The sequence below is a fragment of the Candidatus Binatia bacterium genome (genome assembly GCA_036563615.1).
GTDB lineage: Bacteria > Desulfobacterota > Binatia > UBA12015 > UBA12015 > DATCMB01.
The window spans coordinates 120,004-135,627 of record DATCMB010000009.1 but is presented as its reverse complement, the minus strand read 5'-3'; the positions used below and the strand labels follow the sequence as shown (position 1 = coordinate 135,627).

The 15,624-nt window shown below is 72.9% G+C and carries 17 protein-coding genes; 5 read left to right on the top strand and 12 right to left on the bottom strand.

What is annotated here, in order from left to right; all coding sequences use genetic code 11:
* Positions 1-1,202 precede the first annotated feature (1,202 nt).
* Positions 1,203-2,651 (top strand): cytochrome P450, encoded by a 1,449-nt coding sequence (locus VIS07_08390; protein ID HEY8515518.1) that lies wholly within the window; start codon positions 1,203-1,205, stop codon positions 2,649-2,651.
* Here VIS07_08390 and VIS07_08385 read toward each other — a convergent pair.
* From VIS07_08385 to VIS07_08375, 3 genes are all read right to left on the bottom strand, one after another.
* The gene (locus VIS07_08385; protein ID HEY8515517.1) at positions 2,632-2,925 is read right to left on the bottom strand and encodes a hypothetical protein; all 294 of its coding nucleotides are present in this window, start codon (positions 2,923-2,925) and stop codon (positions 2,632-2,634) included. The two genes, VIS07_08390 and VIS07_08385, sit on opposite strands and share 20 nt — an antisense overlap.
* 153 nt (positions 2,926-3,078) lie before the next feature.
* Entirely contained in the window at positions 3,079-3,810 is a 732-nt protein-coding gene (locus tag VIS07_08380; GenBank protein ID HEY8515516.1) for a prolipoprotein diacylglyceryl transferase family protein, read from the bottom strand.
* A 22-nt stretch (positions 3,811-3,832) separates the two neighbouring features.
* Positions 3,833-4,012: a hypothetical protein gene (locus VIS07_08375; GenBank protein ID HEY8515515.1), complete on the bottom strand. Its 180-nt coding sequence runs from the start codon at positions 4,010-4,012 to the stop codon at positions 3,833-3,835.
* Positions 4,013-4,253: 241 nt separating this feature from the next.
* On the opposite strand from VIS07_08375, the gene VIS07_08370 reads away from it, so the two are divergent.
* Complete coding sequence (locus VIS07_08370; protein ID HEY8515514.1) at positions 4,254-6,242, top strand: acyltransferase family protein; 1,989 nt, start codon at positions 4,254-4,256, stop codon at positions 6,240-6,242.
* A gap of 5 nt (positions 6,243-6,247) precedes the next feature.
* Here the strand turns inward: VIS07_08370 and VIS07_08365 are convergent, their stop codons facing one another.
* The 9 genes from VIS07_08365 to VIS07_08325 form a co-directional block, all read right to left on the bottom strand.
* A complete protein-coding gene (locus VIS07_08365; protein HEY8515513.1) occupies positions 6,248-7,075 on the bottom strand; it encodes an SDR family oxidoreductase in 828 nt (275 codons plus the stop codon).
* A gap of 76 nt (positions 7,076-7,151) precedes the next feature.
* The gene (locus VIS07_08360) at positions 7,152-7,430 is read right to left on the bottom strand and encodes a DUF2277 domain-containing protein (protein ID HEY8515512.1); all 279 of its coding nucleotides are present in this window, start codon (positions 7,428-7,430) and stop codon (positions 7,152-7,154) included.
* An 18-nt stretch (positions 7,431-7,448) separates the two neighbouring features.
* The gene (locus VIS07_08355) at positions 7,449-8,510 is read right to left on the bottom strand and encodes a glutathione S-transferase family protein (GenBank protein ID HEY8515511.1); all 1,062 of its coding nucleotides are present in this window, start codon (positions 8,508-8,510) and stop codon (positions 7,449-7,451) included.
* Positions 8,507-9,223, bottom strand: coding sequence for a TetR/AcrR family transcriptional regulator (locus VIS07_08350; protein HEY8515510.1), 717 nt, complete (start codon positions 9,221-9,223; stop codon positions 8,507-8,509). Before VIS07_08350 ends, VIS07_08355 begins: the two co-directional genes overlap by 4 nt.
* A 33-nt stretch (positions 9,224-9,256) precedes the next feature.
* The gene (locus tag VIS07_08345; GenBank protein ID HEY8515509.1) at positions 9,257-10,144 is read right to left on the bottom strand and encodes a VCBS repeat-containing protein; all 888 of its coding nucleotides are present in this window, start codon (positions 10,142-10,144) and stop codon (positions 9,257-9,259) included.
* A gap of 23 nt (positions 10,145-10,167) precedes the next feature.
* Positions 10,168-10,584, bottom strand: coding sequence for a VOC family protein (locus VIS07_08340; protein HEY8515508.1), 417 nt, complete (start codon positions 10,582-10,584; stop codon positions 10,168-10,170).
* A gap of 127 nt (positions 10,585-10,711) precedes the next feature.
* Complete coding sequence (locus tag VIS07_08335; protein ID HEY8515507.1) at positions 10,712-11,095, bottom strand: YciI family protein; 384 nt, start codon at positions 11,093-11,095, stop codon at positions 10,712-10,714.
* 34 nt (positions 11,096-11,129) lie between these two features.
* Entirely contained in the window at positions 11,130-11,453 is a 324-nt protein-coding gene (locus tag VIS07_08330) for a MoaD/ThiS family protein (protein HEY8515506.1), read from the bottom strand.
* Positions 11,450-12,565: an exo-alpha-sialidase gene (locus tag VIS07_08325; GenBank protein ID HEY8515505.1), complete on the bottom strand. Its 1,116-nt coding sequence runs from the start codon at positions 12,563-12,565 to the stop codon at positions 11,450-11,452. The genes VIS07_08330 and VIS07_08325 overlap by 4 nt, the downstream gene beginning before the upstream one ends.
* Positions 12,566-12,757: 192 nt before the next feature.
* Between VIS07_08325 and VIS07_08320 the strand changes: the two genes are divergently transcribed.
* From VIS07_08320 to VIS07_08310, 3 genes are all read left to right on the top strand, one after another.
* Positions 12,758-13,123: a YciI family protein gene (locus tag VIS07_08320; GenBank protein HEY8515504.1), complete on the top strand. Its 366-nt coding sequence runs from the start codon at positions 12,758-12,760 to the stop codon at positions 13,121-13,123.
* Positions 13,124-13,184: 61 nt separating this feature from the next.
* Complete coding sequence (locus VIS07_08315; GenBank protein HEY8515503.1) at positions 13,185-14,426, top strand: RNA polymerase sigma factor; 1,242 nt, start codon at positions 13,185-13,187, stop codon at positions 14,424-14,426.
* Positions 14,427-14,616: 190 nt separating this feature from the next.
* Positions 14,617-15,591 (top strand): calcium-binding protein, encoded by a 975-nt coding sequence (locus VIS07_08310; protein HEY8515502.1) that lies wholly within the window; start codon positions 14,617-14,619, stop codon positions 15,589-15,591.
* Positions 15,592-15,624: the final 33 nt, after the last annotated feature.

The following is a 15,624-nucleotide window of genomic DNA, read 5'->3' as shown; positions in this document are numbered from 1 at the left end:
CCGAGAACTTTAGCGCGCGGCGTGCGAGACCGGCTCCTCCGCCAGCGTCGCCTGGACGAAGGCGCGCGGACGACGCCGCTCGCGAGCAGCAACCGCGCGATCTCGCGGCCGGCGAGCGCGTTCCCCGCGTGGTTCAGGTGCTCGTCCTCCTCCCAGAACGGCGGCTCGTGCGCCGCCTCGAACGCGGGCAGCAGGTCGAGCACGGCGACGCCGCGGGCGCGGTAGTAGCGCAGCAAGCGCTCCTGCGGCTCGCGCGCGTCGAGGAAGGCGTCGCTGACGTCGATCCGCCAGCGTCGGTGGAGGTCGTAGTGCAAGCGGCTCACCTGAAACGAGTGCGGGAACACCACCGCGACGACGCGCGCCCCGGCGGCCGATGCGCGGCGGAGGATCTCGTCGAGCACGCGCTCGACGTTCTGCCAGGCGCGCTCCGCGCAGTCGGACTCGAGCAGCAGGACGTCGCGGTAGTAGTGCGGACGCATCACGCCGAGCGTGACCACGTACGGGTTGAGCGTGAAGCTGCGCGCACGCGCGACGCCATCGGCGGGGACGCCGGCCCGAACGAGCGCGTCCCAGGCGAAGCTCGGATGTCGCGTCGAGCGCGCGCGCCGGAGCGCGGCGACGTGCTGCACGAGGAAGCTGCGCTCGAGCAGCGACGGCTCGTGATCGAGGATGCGGCGCAGGCGCTCCTCCGCGTCGTCCCCGCAGCCGACGTCCATCAGATCGTTGCCGACGTAGTGCGAGACGAGCACGACGTCCGGCGTCGTGCGCGCGAGCGCCGCGATCAGGAGCTCGAGGTACTGGTAGGGACCGTAGCCAGGGACGGACGGATTCAGGATGCGGACGCCCGTGCCGCGGAGGTGGTCGCGCAGGTGTTGCTCGAGGTCGCCGCCCGCCGCCCAGCGCGCGAAGAAGGAGTCGCCGACGGTCAAGAGACGCGCTCCGTCGCCCGCGCCGTCCACTTCGTACGTCCAGCGCAGGTAGGGGTCGCTCGTGCCAACGCCGCGCCGCAGCGCGATCTCCGCCGCGAGGCAGGAGATCGCCAGCGTCGTGACGAGCGCGCCGACGAGCGTCCAAGGGAGGTCCGTCAAGCATATCGTCCGCATGCGCGAGAGACGATCGAGGCGCCGCGCACCGAGCAGCGCGCACCCACGGCGTGCATGAGCGCGCGTCTCGTGCTTTGTCCTCGTGACGGGAGGTGCCGCATGACGAAGCCGCTCGAGGCCGCGGTCGCGGGTCCGCCGCAGACGGACGCTGCGCCGATGCGCGCCGCTGCCGCGCACGACGCGACCGCCGCAGAGCGCGCGCCGCACGGCGCGACGCTGCCTCCCGGGCCGCGGCTCCCGTCGATCCTCCAGGCCCTGCAGCTCGCGGTCCGACCGACGGCGTACCTGAAGGCGTGCCAGCGCCGCTACGGTGACACGTTCACCATCCGCTTTCCGGGCGCGCCGCCGATCGTCGCCGTCGCCCATCCCGATGCCGTCAAGCAAGTCTTCACCGGCGGCACCGACGAGCTGCACGCGGGCGAGTCGAACGCGCAGCTCGGACCGCTCCTCGGCTGGCGCTCGCTGCTGCTGCTCGACGGCGAGCGGCACCTCGAGGAGCGTCGGCTGCTGATGCCGCCGTTCCACGGCGAGCGCATGCAGGCCTACGCCGACGTCATGCGCGACGTCACCGAGCGCGCGATCGCGCGCTGGCCGCACGGACGCCCCTTCCGCTTCCACGTCGAAATGCAGGCGATCACGCTCGACGTGATCCTGCACGCGGTGTTCGGCTTCACCGAAGGCGCGGAGTACGAGCGGCTGCGCGGGCGGCTGCGCGCGCTCGTCGAGGTGGCGGCGAACCCGCTGTGGCTGCTGCCCGCGGCGCGCATCGAGCTCGGCGGACTCTCGCCGTGGGCGCGGCTCGTCGCGGCGCGGCGCGACGTCGAGCGCATCCTGGTCGCGGAGTTCGCGCGCCGCCGCGCGCAGCCCGACCGCGAGCGCAACGACGTGCTCTCGATGCTGCTCGAAGCGCGCTACGAGGACGGCCGCGCGATGACCGACGAGGAGCTGATCGACGAGATGATCACCCTGCTCCTCGCCGGTCACGAGACCACCGCGACCTCGCTCGCCTGGACGATGCACCACGTGCTGCGCGATCCGGCGGTGCTCACGCGCATCCGCGCCGAGCTCGACGAGGTGCTCGCCTGTCGCCCGCTCGCGGCCGAGCACCTGCCGCGCCTCGAGTACCTCGACGCGGTCATCAAGGAAGGGCTCCGGATCTCGCCGGTGCTCGACGACGTCGGCCGCCTGGTGAAGAAGCCGGTGACGATCGCGGGCTGGCGGCTCCCCGCGGGCGTCGCCGTAGCGCCGCAGATCGCGCTCGTGCACCATCGCCAGGACCTCTGGCGCGAGCCCGGACGCTTCGACCCGACCCGCTTCCTCGGCGTGCGTCCGAACCCCTACACCTTCTTCCCGTTCGGCGGCGGCGTGCGGCGCTGCCTCGGGATGGCGTTCGCGCTCTACGAGATGAAGGTCGTGCTGGCGTGCGTCTTCTCGAAGACGGAGCTGCGCCTGGTCTCGCAGCGTCCGGTGCGCGCGAAGCGGCGCGCGATCACGCTCGCCCCGGCGGACGGCGTGCGCGTCGTGCAGGTCAGTGCAGGACGAAGATGAGCACCTGCACCGAGAAGACGCGCAGCAGGGTGAGCGGATACACCGTCGCGTAGGCGACGGCGGGGACGTCGCTCTCGGTCGACTGCTGCGCGAACGCGAGCGCGGGCGGGTCGGTCATGCTGCCGGCCAGCAGCCCACACAGCTCGGGATGGCCGAGTCCGTACCAGGCGCGCGCGACGACGCCGACCAGGGCGATCGGGACGACGGTGATCAGCGCGCCAAGACTGCCGAGCACGAGGCCGACGAACAGCACGCCGCCGACCCCGAAGCTCATGCCGAAGACGCGCAGGTTCCCGAGCGCAGTCCCGAGTCCGCCGGCGATCGCGAGCAGCGCGAGCGTCCGGGCGGCGGAGGGCTCGGTGAAGAGCTGCGCGAGCCACTCGAGCAGCCGGACCTGAGGTGCGCGCGTCGCGCGCGCGAGCTTCTGCTACGCGAGCTGCCGCCCATCCCTGCTCGACGAGGAAGTGCTCGTGGTCGAGCTCCCGAGGCTCGTCGCCATGCGCACGAGCCACGGCCAGGCGAGCGCGACCGCGATCAGCGCGAGCGCGATTCCCTGCTGGTGCGAGAGGCCGAGAAAGCGCTCGGGGCGGCCGTCGGCGCGCAGCGGGTCGAGCGCGAAGCGCAGCAGCCCGTAGAGCCCGAGGTAGGTGCGAAACGCCGTGCCCGGCGCGAGCGCGCCCGTCTCGACGCGCGCGAGCACGCTCGACGCCGCCCACGCGATCAGCAGCAGCCCCGCGGATTCGTAGAGCTGCACCGGGTGCGGCGGGTGCCCCGCGCAGCAGCCGGCGAAGAAGCAGCCGACGCGGCCGATCGCATGGCCGAGCGGGACCGCGACCGCGAAGTAGTCGGCGCCGCGGACGAAGCTCAGCCTGCGCCAGCGCGCGTACGCGAGGCCCGCGAGCGCAGCACCCGCGAGCCCGCCGAAGAACACGAAGCCCACCCCGAAGTCGCGCCAGAAGCGCAGCTCGCCGCGTGCGTAGTGCTCCCAGCCGAGGACGACGAACAGCCCCTTCGCGCCGACCACGGCGCCGAGCACCATGAGCCAGATCGCGATCCAGAAGCCGTTCTCGTCGAGCCCGAGGCGCTCGCGCCGGCGCTCGAGCCAGAGCACGCCGGTCACGCAGCCGGCGGCGACGAACGTGCCGTACACGGTGGGCATGACGTGCGACGGCGGCGCGAGCTCAGCGTCCGGAGCCCGAGCGTGACTCGCAATCGGCGCGCGCCGCGCCGGTGAGCCCGGCGCACGGATCGGTCGACGACGTGCTCGGCGCCGGATCCTCGCGCGTGAACAGTCCGAAGCAGGCGGTCGATGCGCCAGCGAAGAGCGCCAGGGTCGCGAGCATGGCGATGCGCTTGGTCATGCCGCTGCAAAGCCACGTCACCGATCTTGGTGCAAGTGGATTCACGGCTGACGGCGTCCGCGCCCTTCCCGACGCCGCGGCGAAGCGCGAGCCGCGTGATCGACGTCCGGCGCGCGCCGCGGCGTCGAGCCGCCGGCCCCGTCGGCGTGCCGCACGCGGCGGCGCAAGCGCTCGAGAAACTGCGTTGAGCCGAACGGCGCCTGCCGCTAGTGGATCGTCGGCCCCGGCGGAGGCCCACGGCATGCACCTCCCACGTTCGCAAGAAGCGGTCGCGCTCGACGCTTCGCCACGACGCGCGTCCGACGCGCTCGCCTACGAGCCGGCCCTCGACGGCCTGCGCGGCGCGTGCGTGCTCGCCGTGCTGCTGTTCCACTCCGGCTTCACCTGGGCGTCGGGCGGCTTCCTCGGCGTCTCGACCTTCTTCACGCTCTCGGGCTTCCTCATCACGACGCTGCTGGTCGCCGAGCGCGACGCGAGCGGACGGCTCTCGCTGCGCCGCTTCTGGGAGCGGCGCGTGCGGCGTCTGCTGCCGGCCGCGCTGCTGACCGTCGCCGCCGTGGTGGTGAGCGCGCCGCTGTGGCTCTCGCCGGCGCAGTGGGTGCGCCTCGAGCTCGATGCGCTCGCGACGCTGCTCTACGTCGTCAACTGGCGCTACGTCAGCGCGGAGTACGCCTACGAGCTGATCTTCACCGACCCTTCGCCGCTGCAGCACTTCTGGTCGCTCGCGATCGAGGGGCAGTTCTACCTCGTCTTCCCGCTCGTGGCGGGGCTGCTGCTGCGCCGCGGCGTGCGCGCGCTCGCGGTCGCCTGCGTCGTGCTGTGCGTGGCGTCGATCGCGGTGTGCTTCACGGTGCCGACGATCGAGGAGGCGCAGCACCGTCTCTACTACGGCACCGACGCGCGCGCGGTGGAGCTGCTCGTGGGGGCGCTGCTCGCGCTGCTGCGCCGCTCGCGCGGCTACGCGCCGTGGCGCGCCGCAGGCGCGCTCCCCGCGCTGGGCGTCGCGGCGGCGCTCGTCATCCTGCTCGCGTGGAGCCGCGCGACGGTCGGCGACGCGTGGCTCTACCACGGCGGCTTCGCCGGCTACGCGGTGCTGTCGGCGCTCGTCATCGCGGCGGCGCTGCAGCCGCAGGGTGCAGTGCGCAGCGCGCTCTCGGCGCGCTGGCTGCGCTGGGTCGGCGAGGTGTCGTACGGCGCCTACCTCTTCCACTGGCCGATCTTCATGCTGCTCTCCGCGGAGCGCACCGGCCTTCCGGCGCCCGCGCTCTTCGCGCTCCGCCTCGCGGTGACGCTCGCGCTCGCCGGGCTCTCGTACCGCTTCCTCGAGCGACCGGTGCGACGCGCCTCCGTGCTGCCCGGTCGGCGTCTCGCCTGGGCGAGCGTGCTCGCGCTGCTGCTGGTCGCGGCGGCCGCGGTGGTGACGAGCCCGATCTCGATCCCCGTGCAGGCGGTGATCGCGCGCAACATGGCGCGCGCCGCGCTCGGCCTCGAGCCTGCGAACGCCCGTCTGCCGCGGATCGCGATGTTCGGCGACTCGACGGCGTTCTCGCTGTGGAACGGCCTCGCGGCCTGGTTGCGCGACGGCGAGGAGGCGCGCCCCGCCGGCGGCGTGACGGACCTCGGCTGCGGCCTCTTCGTCTTCGGCGAGATGGAGAAGTTCGGCCGCTGGGCGCCAGAGAACAAGAAGTGCCACGGCGCGCTCGAGCGCTGGAAGGCGAAGGTCGTCGAGGACCGTCCGGACGTCGCGATCGTGCTCGTCGGTCCGTGGGAGGTGCGCAACCGCCGCCGCTCCCCGGACGATCCGCCGCGCGCGCTCGGCGATCCCGTGCTTGACGCCGCGACGCGCGACGCCATCGTCGCCGCCGTCGAGGCGCTGACCGAGAGCGGTGCGTCCGTCGTCTGGCTCACGTCACCGCACATCCGCGCGCTCGGCCCGACGGGCAAGCCGACGGTGTCCGAGATCGCGGCCTCCGAGCCGGCGCGCATCGACCGGCTGAACGAGCTGATCCGCGAGGTCGCGCGCGAGTACCCCGATCGCATGCGCGTCGTCGACCTCGCGCGGCACATGCAGGAGCGGCCGGAGGGCGAGTTCGACGTCGGGCTGCGGCACGACTTCGTGCACTTCTCGCCCGAGGGGGCGCTGCGCGTCTCGCAGGACTGGCTCGGCCCCGAGGTGCTGCGCGCGGTGCGCGAGCTGCGGCAAGCGAGCGCGAGCGCGCGCGCCGACTGAGCCTCTCAGCTCCGGCGCAGCAGGCGCGACAGCCACTGCGACGCCTGCGAGCCCCAGTAGACGACCGAGTCCGCCATGCCGGGCGCGAGCGCGGCGAGCTTCTCGAGGGTCGCGGCCCCCGGCGGCACCGAGATCTCGACCAGACGAAAGCGCGCCGCCGCGAAGATCGCCCACACCACCCACGACGGCGGCATGTTGAGCCGCGCGGGCCACAGGTTCTCGAGCTCCTGGTCGGGACCGTGCGCCATCGGCGTCTCGATGACGCCGGGCAGGACGAGGCCGACGTGGATCTTCGTCGTGTGCAGCTCGGTGCGCAGCGCCTCGGTCAGCCCGACGAGCGCGAACTTGGTCGCGCAGTAGCCGCCGAGCGGCGAGATGCCGCGTCGCCCGGCGAGCGAGCCGACGTTGATGATCGTCCCCTCGCCGCCCTGCTCGCGCATCTGACGGACGGCGGCCTGCATCACGAACAGCGCGCCGAAGAGGTTGACCCGCAGCATCGCCTCGAGGTCGGACGCCTCGAGGCTCTCGACCGTCGACGGGACCAGCACGCCGGCGTTGTTCACCACCAGGTCGACGCGTCCGAAGGCGTCGCGCGCGTCGAGCATGACGTCGTAGACCGCGGGCTGGTGCGTCACATCGGCCGGCGCGACCAGCGCCTTGCCGCCCGCGGCGCGGATCTGCTCCGCGACCGCGTCGAGCTCGCCGCGCCGGCGCGCGACCAACACGACGTGCGCGCCGACGCTGCCGAAGGCGAGCGCCGTCTCCCGTCCGATGCCGCTCGATGCGCCGGTGACGATGACGCTCTTGCCGCGGAAGTCGTCGAACCACGCCATGGCGTCTCCCCCCGGCGCGAGCGTACCACGGATCGTCGCCGCGCCCGCCGTGGCGCGACGAAGAATTCGTTCGGGGTCAGGTCGCCGGCGTCGCGAAGCGCGCCGCCGCCCGCGCCCGAGCGCGCGCCGCCTCCGCCTCGCGGCTGCGCGGCGGCGCCGTCGTGACCAGCCCTGCGAGCAGCTCGCGCGCGGCCTCGGTCACGCGCTCGACGGCGCGCTCGAACACCGCCGCGTTGGCCTTCGACGGCCGCGTCGCGCCGGCGATCTTGCGCACGAACTGCAGCGACGCGGCGCGGATCTCCTCGTCGGTCGCGGGCGGCTCGAAGTTGTGCAGCGTCTTGATGCTGCGGCACATGGCGCTTCTCCTCGAACGTCAAGCCGGCGGGAACGGCCGGTTCAGAGCCGGGCGCGGCGGCGCCGCGTAATCGGGCACCGTGGTCGCGTGGCCGACGTAGTCCGCGAAGTAGCGTAGCAGCCCGGCGCGCTCGAGCACGGCGTCGAGCTCGGGGCTGCGCAGCGCGACGTAGCGCGCGAGCAACACGCCGCGCGCCTCGCGCAGGAAGTCGGTGGCGCGGATCCGCACCGTCGTGCCGTCCGAAAACGTGAGGTCCGCCTCGCCGTCGACGCACGCGCGGCTCACCCACGGCAGGTACATGCGGCCGAGCTCGCGCAGCAGATCGAGCAGCGTCGGCGCGAGCTCGCGGGCGTCGTCCCAGTCGCCGAAGGGCTGATCCTCGGGCTCGAGCAGACGGTTCGTGTGCAGCACGAGCGCCGGCGCGTCCTCGTCGACCCAGCGCCGGCACAGCGGGTCGTTGACGAAGTGTGCCGCGTTGCCGCCGAAGATCCCGAAGTCGGCGAGCGAGGCGCGCTCGCCGAACACGTACGGTCGCGCCGCGAGGTGCGCGCCCGCGACGCGCAGCCACGGCCGCAGCACCTCGTCCATCCAGCGCTGCACGTTGTCCGGCGTCACGCCGAGCGGCGCGAGCGACGCGGTGACGTGCGCGCCGGTCGCGGCGTAGGCCTGCTCGCAGGGGATCGGCGTGCGCACGGTGAAGTCGCGCGCGAGCTCCCAGCCGCCGACACGGTGGTTCTCCTCGAAGCTCCAGCGCGAGCCGACGGCGACGCGGTAGTACCACTCGTCGGCCGCGTCCTCGATGACGTAGGCGAGGAAGCGCTGCACGGGATCGTCGGGCAGCACGCTGCGCTCGGGGAAGCGCAGCTCGAGGTGGTGGATCATCGCCGTCGAGTCCCACATCCACTCGCCGTCCGGCGTCTGCATCGCGGGGATGCCGCCGGGGAAGCCCGCCGCCAGCGACTCCTCGGACATGCCGTAGAAGCGACGCAGCAGGTACGGGATGCCCTTGTACTCGAGGTACCCGGTCATCTTGCGGGTGAAGTAGGACTGCACCATGCCGTGCAGGCGGTAGGGCTTCACGAAAACGTTCCTTTCTTGCTCTTGCTCTTCGTGCGACGCGGACGCCGCGGCCGCGCGCCGTTCGCGCGCGCTTTGCTTGACGACACGGCGTTCGATGGCTGCGCGACGAGGCGCGCGAAGCGGCCGAGCAGCGTGCGCGCCTGCGGCAGCGCGATCTCGCCGTCGTCGACCAGGTCGGCGAGACCCCACACCGCGTTGATCATCATCCAGGCGAGCGCGCGTGCCGTCTTCGGCGGCAGCGCCGTGCGCTCGCGCACGTCCGGCGTCCACAGCTCGAGGATCTTGTCGCGCACGTAGCGCTGCGCGCGGTGCAGATCGGGGACGTCGCTCGCCGAAGCGGCGCTGAGCGCGCGCAGGATGCGGCGCTGCTCGGGCGGCAGCTCGAGGTAGAGCTCGTAGCTGCGCTGCGCGACGGTGCCGGGATCCTCGGCGGCGCCCTGCTCGATGATCGCGACCGTCGCCTCGCGTGCGCGCTCGTAGAGGTGCTCCGTGACCGCGACCAGCAGCTCCGGCAGATCCGGGAAGTGCTGGTAGACGAGCTGGCGGCTCACCCCGGCCGCGTCGGCCAGCCCCTTCATGGTGAGCGCGCGCCAGCCGCGCTCGAGAACGATGCGCGCCGCGACCGCGAGCAGCTCGGCGCGCCGGCGGTCGGCCGGCAGGTAGCTGCGCTTCGCCGGCGTGCGCCTCGCGGTCGTCTTTGCCGCCGTCGTCACGAGCGGCCGTGCTAGCGTGAATTGTACATAGTGTCAATTTTCTGCGGGCTCGACGGTCCACGCGGCGACGCCGCCGCCGCTCGGGCAGCGCTCGGGCGCGAGCGCGCCGGCGTCGTCCTCCCAGCGCGCGACGAGCTCGATGCGGCCGTCGCCGTCGAGGTCACGCGCGGCGATCGCGCGGCCGTCGCAGCGCTCGATCGCCGGCAGCGCCTGCGCGACGCGCACGAAGCCGTGGTCCGCGGCGCCGAGGAAGATCCAGCTCCGTCCGCCGCGGCCGAGCGCGACCAGGTCGCGCGCGCCGTCGGCGTCGAGATCCGCGCTGGTGAGCGCGGTGACGCCGCCCGGCGCGCGCTCCTCGAAGCGCCAGCGCCGCCGCCAGCGACCGCGCCCGTCGAGCTCGAGCAGCGCGACGCCGCTCAGCGAGCCGCGCGCGCCCGAGCGCGCGTAGCCCGCGAGCAGCTCGTCGCGCGCGTCGCCGTCGAGGTCCGCCGCGTGCAGCGCGCGGACGTAGGCGCGCGGCGGCAGGCGCTCGAGCGGTGCGCGCCGTCCGTCGAGCACGACCAGCGTGCGGCGCTCGGGCGCGTCCCAGGCGGCGGCGACGTCGGTGGTCCCGTCGCCGTCGAAGTCGCCGCGGGCGAACGCGGTGGGTGGCGTGTCGGCGTCGGCGGTGACGGCGTCCGCGACGGACACAGCAGACGGCGACGCGTCGAGCAGCGGCGCGCCGGGCGAAGCCGAAACGTCCTGCGGCGGCACACCGGCGTACGGCGTCAAGCGCAAGACATCCGCCGCTCTCGGCGATGTCTCCCGTCCGTCACCGAGCCGCGCGCGCACGTCCGCGCACGCGGCGAGCAGCGCGAGCGCGAGCGCGGCGCGGGCGAGCGAAGAACCCGCCCGCGCGCGCGCCGTGCTCGCGATGCCCACGCCGCGATCCGCTCTCCCGCGCCTCAGGACGCGGGCGAGTAGTTCACCATCCAGGGGATGTTGAAGCGGTCGGTGACCATGCCGAAGCGCTTCGCCCAGAAGGTCTCCTGCAGCGGCATGTCGACCCGGCCGCCCTCGGCGAGCGCGTCGAATACGCGCTTCGCCTCGGCCGCGGAGTCGACGTGCACGGCGATCGCGAACCCCGTCGGGCGCTCGTAGCGCTCGGGCGTCGCGTCCGAGCCCATCAGCACCGAGTCGCGCAGGTTGAGCTGCGCGTGCATCACCTTGCTGCGCCACGGCGCGGGAACCTCGCCGGCCGAGGGCGACTCGCCGTGGGTCATGATGCCCTCGATCTCTCCGCCGAGGAGCTTGGCGTAGAACTCGAACGCCTCGCGACAGCGGCCGTCGAACGTCAAGTATGGATTCGCTAGCACCCGCATCGCTTCCCTCCTGATCGACGCACCGTGCGTCCGCCCGATCCTCGATCGCTTGACGGGGTGAAGTCCAGAGGTCGCGGCTCCGACCCCGGCACCGCCGTGCCAGGACGGGCGCACGGCGTCAACGTCCTCAGCGTCCCTCCTCGCCCGTCCCGACCTGCCAGGGCGGCAGGCTCGGCAGCTCCATCACCGGGCGGATCTCGATCGTGCCCTTCTTCGCCATCGGGATGCGCGCCGCGATCGCGATCGCCTCGTCGAGGTTCGGCACGTCGACCATGTAGAAGCCGCCGAGCTGCTCGCGCGTCTCGGCGAAGGGGCCGTCGGTGACCATGCGCCGGCCGTCGCGGACGCGCACGCTGGTCGCGGTCGAGGTCGGGTGGAGCGGCGACGCCCCGACGTAGGCTCCCTTCTTCGCGAGCTCGTGGGCGAGCTCCGAGGACTCGCGGTAGCAGCCCTCGCGGTACTCGTCGTCGAGCTCCCTCTCGTCGCCGTAGATCAGCAGCATGTACTTCATTCGTCTCGCTCTCCGTCGTGAATCGTGAAGGGGTTCAGCCGCCGGCCATCGCGCCGACGACCAGGAAGGGCTCCGCGCCGCGCACGACCGCGTCCGGCAAGCGCGTGTCCGCCGGATCGTGCGACAGGTCCTGCTCGCAAGCAAAGAATCGCACGAACGGACGGCGGCGCTGGCGCGCGTGGTCGCGCATCGTGCCGCGCAGCACCGGGAAGCGCGCCTCGAGCGCATCGAGCACGGCGCCGAGCGTGACGTCGCCCGCGACCTCGAGCGCGACCTCGCCGTCGACGCGCGCGAGCTTGCGCAGGTGCGCCGGCAGCACGACGCGGATGGTGCGCGTCTGCACGGAGACGTCGGTCATGGCAGGGTCTGCGCTTCCACCGACAGCACCGGCGGCAGGTCGCGCACGATCGCGGTCCACGAGTCGCCGCCGTTCGCCGACGCGTAGACCTGTCCGCCGGTCGTGCCGAAGTAGATCCCGCACGGGTCGAGCCGGTCGACCGACATCGCGTCGCGCAGGACGTTCACGTAGCAGTCGCGCTGCGGCAGCCCGTCGGTGAGCGGCTCCCACTCGTTGCCGCCCGTGCGGCTGCGGTAGACGCGCAGCTGGCCGTCGGGCGGAAAGTGCTCCGAGTCGCTCTTGATCGGCACGACGTAGATCGTCTCCGGCTCGTGCGCGTGGACGTCGATCGGGAAGCCGAAGTCGCTCGGCAGGTTGCCGCTCACCTCGCGCCAGCTCTCGCCGCCGTCGTCGCTGCGCATCACGTCCCAGTGCTTCTGCATGAACAGCACGTCGGGACGCGAGGGGTGCAGCGCGATGCGGTGCACGCAGTGACCGACCTCGGCGTCGGGGTCGGGGATGCCCTCCGAATGGAGTCCGCGGTTGATCGGCTTCCAGCTCTTGCCGCCGTCGTCGCTGCGGAACGCGCCCGCCGCCGAGATGGCGACGAAGATGCGGCGCTGGTCGCGCGGGTCGAGCACGATCGTGTGCAGGCACATGCCGCCGGCACCGGGCTGCCAGTACGGACCGGAGCCGTGCTTGCGGAGCCCCGAGAGCTCGCGCCAGGTCTTGCCGCCGTCGGTGGTCTTGAACAGCGCCGCGTCCTCGACGCCGGCGTACACCGTGTCCGGGTCGTCGAGCGAGGGCTCGAGGTGCCAGACGCGCGCGAACTCCCAGGGGTGCGGCGTGCCGTCGTACCACTGGTGGGTGCCGGGGACGCCGTCGTAGGTGAACTCGTTGCCGACCGCCTCCCAGGTCTTGCCGCCGTCGTCCGAGCGCTGGATCAGCTGGCCGAACCAGCCGCTCGACTGCGAGGCGTAGATCCGGTTCGGGTCCGCCGGCGAGCCCTTCAGGTGGTAGATCTCCCAGCCCGCGAAGTGCGGGCCGCTCACGTCCCAGCGCTCGCGCTTGCCGTCCGAGGTGAGGACGAAGGCGCCTTTCCGCGTCCCCACGAGCAGCCGTACCCCGCTCATCGTCGCTCCTTTCTCCGTGTGAACGTCCACTTGGCCCGCGCCACCGGGAGCGACCCGGGGCGCTTTCGTCACCTAGTCGAACGGCTCTGCCCGAAATCGACAGCCGGATGTCGATTCACGCGCTCTCCGCTCGACCACTCACGGCACGACCGAGCGAACGGTCCATCACCGAGCCACCGAGACGAGGGCAGCATGAAGTACGCGTGCATGATCTATTACGACGAACACACGTTGGATACCCTCAGCCCCAGCGAGTACGACGCCCTCGTGCGCGAGGCGCTCGCCTACGACCAGGAGCTGCGCGAGAGCGGGCACTTCATCCTCGGTCAGGCGCTCGAGAGCGCGCGCAGCGCGGCCATCGTGCGACCGCGCGCCGGCGGGCGGATCACGACCAGCGACGGCCCGCTCCTCGAGACCAAGGAGCAGCTCGGCGGCTTCGTCCTGATCGAGGCGCGCGACCTGAACGAAGCGATCCAGCTCGCGGCGCGGATCCCGCCGGCGCGCTTCGGCTGCGTCGAGGTCCGTCCGGTGAAGCGGCTCGAGCCGACGGAGAGGTAGCGATGGTCGAGACGCGCCCGTCGCAGAGCGATCGCCGATGAACGAGGAGGCGACCGCACGCATCCGCGAGCGGGTCGACGCGCTCTACCGCAGCGAGTCGCGTCGCGTGCTCGCGACCTTGATCCGCCTGCTCGGCGACTTCGACCTCGCCGAGGAGGCGCTGCACACCGCGTTCGCCGCCGCGGTCGAGCGCTGGCCGATCGACGGCGAGCCCGAGAACCCGCGCGCCTGGCTGGTGTCGACCGGGCGCTTCAAGGCGATCGACGCGCTCCGCCGCCGCGCGCGCTTCGACGCCTCGCAGGGCGAGATCGCCGAGCGCCTCGCGGCCGAGGCGGAGGACGCCGCGGGACGCGACGAGCACGAGGTCGAGGACGACCGCCTGCGCCTCATCTTCACCTGCTGCCACCCGGCGCTCACGCCCGAGGCGCAGATCGCGCTCACGCTGCGCGAGATCTGCGGGCTCACGACCGAGGAGATCGCGCGCGCGTTTCTCGCCGCGCCGCCGACGATCGCGCAGCGCATCGTGCGCGCCAAGGCGAAGATCCGCGACGCGCGCATCCCCTACCAGGTGCCGTCGCGCGCCGAGCTGCCCGAGCGGCTCGATACCGTGCTGCACGTCATCTACCTGGTGTTCAACGAGGGCTACTCGGCGTCCTCCGGCGACTCGCTGACCCGGCCCGACCTGTCCGGCGAGGCGATCCGCCTGGGGCGCTTGCTGGTCGAGCTGCTGCCCGAGCCCGAGGCGATCGGGCTGCTCGCGCTGATGCTGCTGCACGAGAGCCGGCGCGCCGCGCGCACGACCGGCGACGGCGACCTCGTGCTGCTCGACGACCAGGACCGCACGCTGTGGAACCGCGAGATGATCGCGGAGGGCCTCGAGCTCGTCGAGCGCGCGCTCGCGACGCGTCGCTTCGGGCCCTACACGCTGCAGGCCGCGATCGCCGGCGTGCACGCGCAGGCGCGGACGCCGGCCGAGACCGACTGGCCGCAGATCGTCGCGCTGTACGACATCCTTCTGCGCTTGACGCCGTCGCCGATCGTCGAGCTGAACCGCGCGGTGGCGGTCGCGATGCGCGACGGACCGGAGGCGGGCCTCGCGCTCGTCGACGCGCTGCTCGGGCGCGGCGAGCTCGCGGACTACCTGTTCGCGCACGCGGCGCGCGCCGACCTCTGCCGGCGGCTCGGGCGGACCATGGAGGCGCGCACGGCGTACCGGCGCGCCCTCGAGCTCACCCGCCAGGAGCCCGAGCGCCGCTTCCTCGAGCGGCGGCTCGTCGAGCTCGAGCGCTCGGCGGACGCCTGAGGCGAGCGCGCGGGCGCTCGCCGCGACGTCCGCCCCGGCGAGCGCGCCACGGCGCTGGCGAGCACGCCGGGGGACCTGGCGAGCGCATCGCGGCGCCGACGCGACGCCGCGCGCGTGAACCGGGTTCACCGCGCTCAAACGACCCACCCACGAAGCCGGACGCACGACTCCGGCTCGGAGGACAGACGCCATGCACAAGATCATCCCCGCGCTGCTCGCGACCGTCGCCGTGCTCGCCACGAGCGGCTCGTCCGAGGCGCTCGATCTGCTGCTCAACGGCAAGTTCGACAGCCACCTCTTCCCCTGGAGCACCTGCTGCGCTCCGACCGGCACGGTCCGCTTGGACAAAACGCGCGACGCGAGCGGCTCCGCCCTGTCGGGCTCGCTCGAGCTCGACAACACGTCGCCGCAGTACGTCATCATGAGCATCTCGCGCTGCCTTTCGGGGCCCGAGATCCAGGGCGGCAAGAAGCTCTTCGCCGGCGCCAAGGTCCGCCTGCGCGAGGGGCAGACGGCGGGCGCCGCCGCCCAGCTGCGGCTCCACGCCCACCCCGACGGCAACTGCTCGAAGAACACCCTGGGCGATGAGCTGTTCCAGGCAACGTCGAGCGAGGTGCCGCGCGGCACGTGGATCCCGCTCACGATCGGCAGCCAGAAGGCGCCGATCGTCCTGCCGGAGGGGACGAACAGCGTGAACCTCGTCGTCTCCCTGGTGAGGAAGGGCGATCCGCCGCTGACGATGAACATCGACGACGTCTTCCTCGCCACCGGCGGGACGCCGCTCTGCGACGGCATGCCGGCGACCATCGTGGGCACGCCGGCGGGAGACCTCATCCACGGCACGAGCGGAAGCGACGTCATCGTCGGCCGCGGCGGCGGCGACGTGATCCGTGGCGGCGCCGGCAACGACAGAATCTGCGGCGGACCGGGCAACGACGTGCTCCTCGGCGGGCCCGGCGACGACAGGCTGTTCGGTCAGGGTGGCGACGACAGCCTGTACGGCGGCGCGCGCCACGACTTCCTGAACGGAGGTCGCGGCAACGACACGCTCCGGGGCAACGCCGGCAAGGACCGCTTGAACGGCGGCAGCGGCACGGACCACTGCCACGGCGGCCCCGGCGCGGACGTCGCGAAGAAGTGCAACATCAGCGTGGCGGTGCCCTGAGCGCGGCGGCGGGGGTGGTGGCGCGGGCCGGTG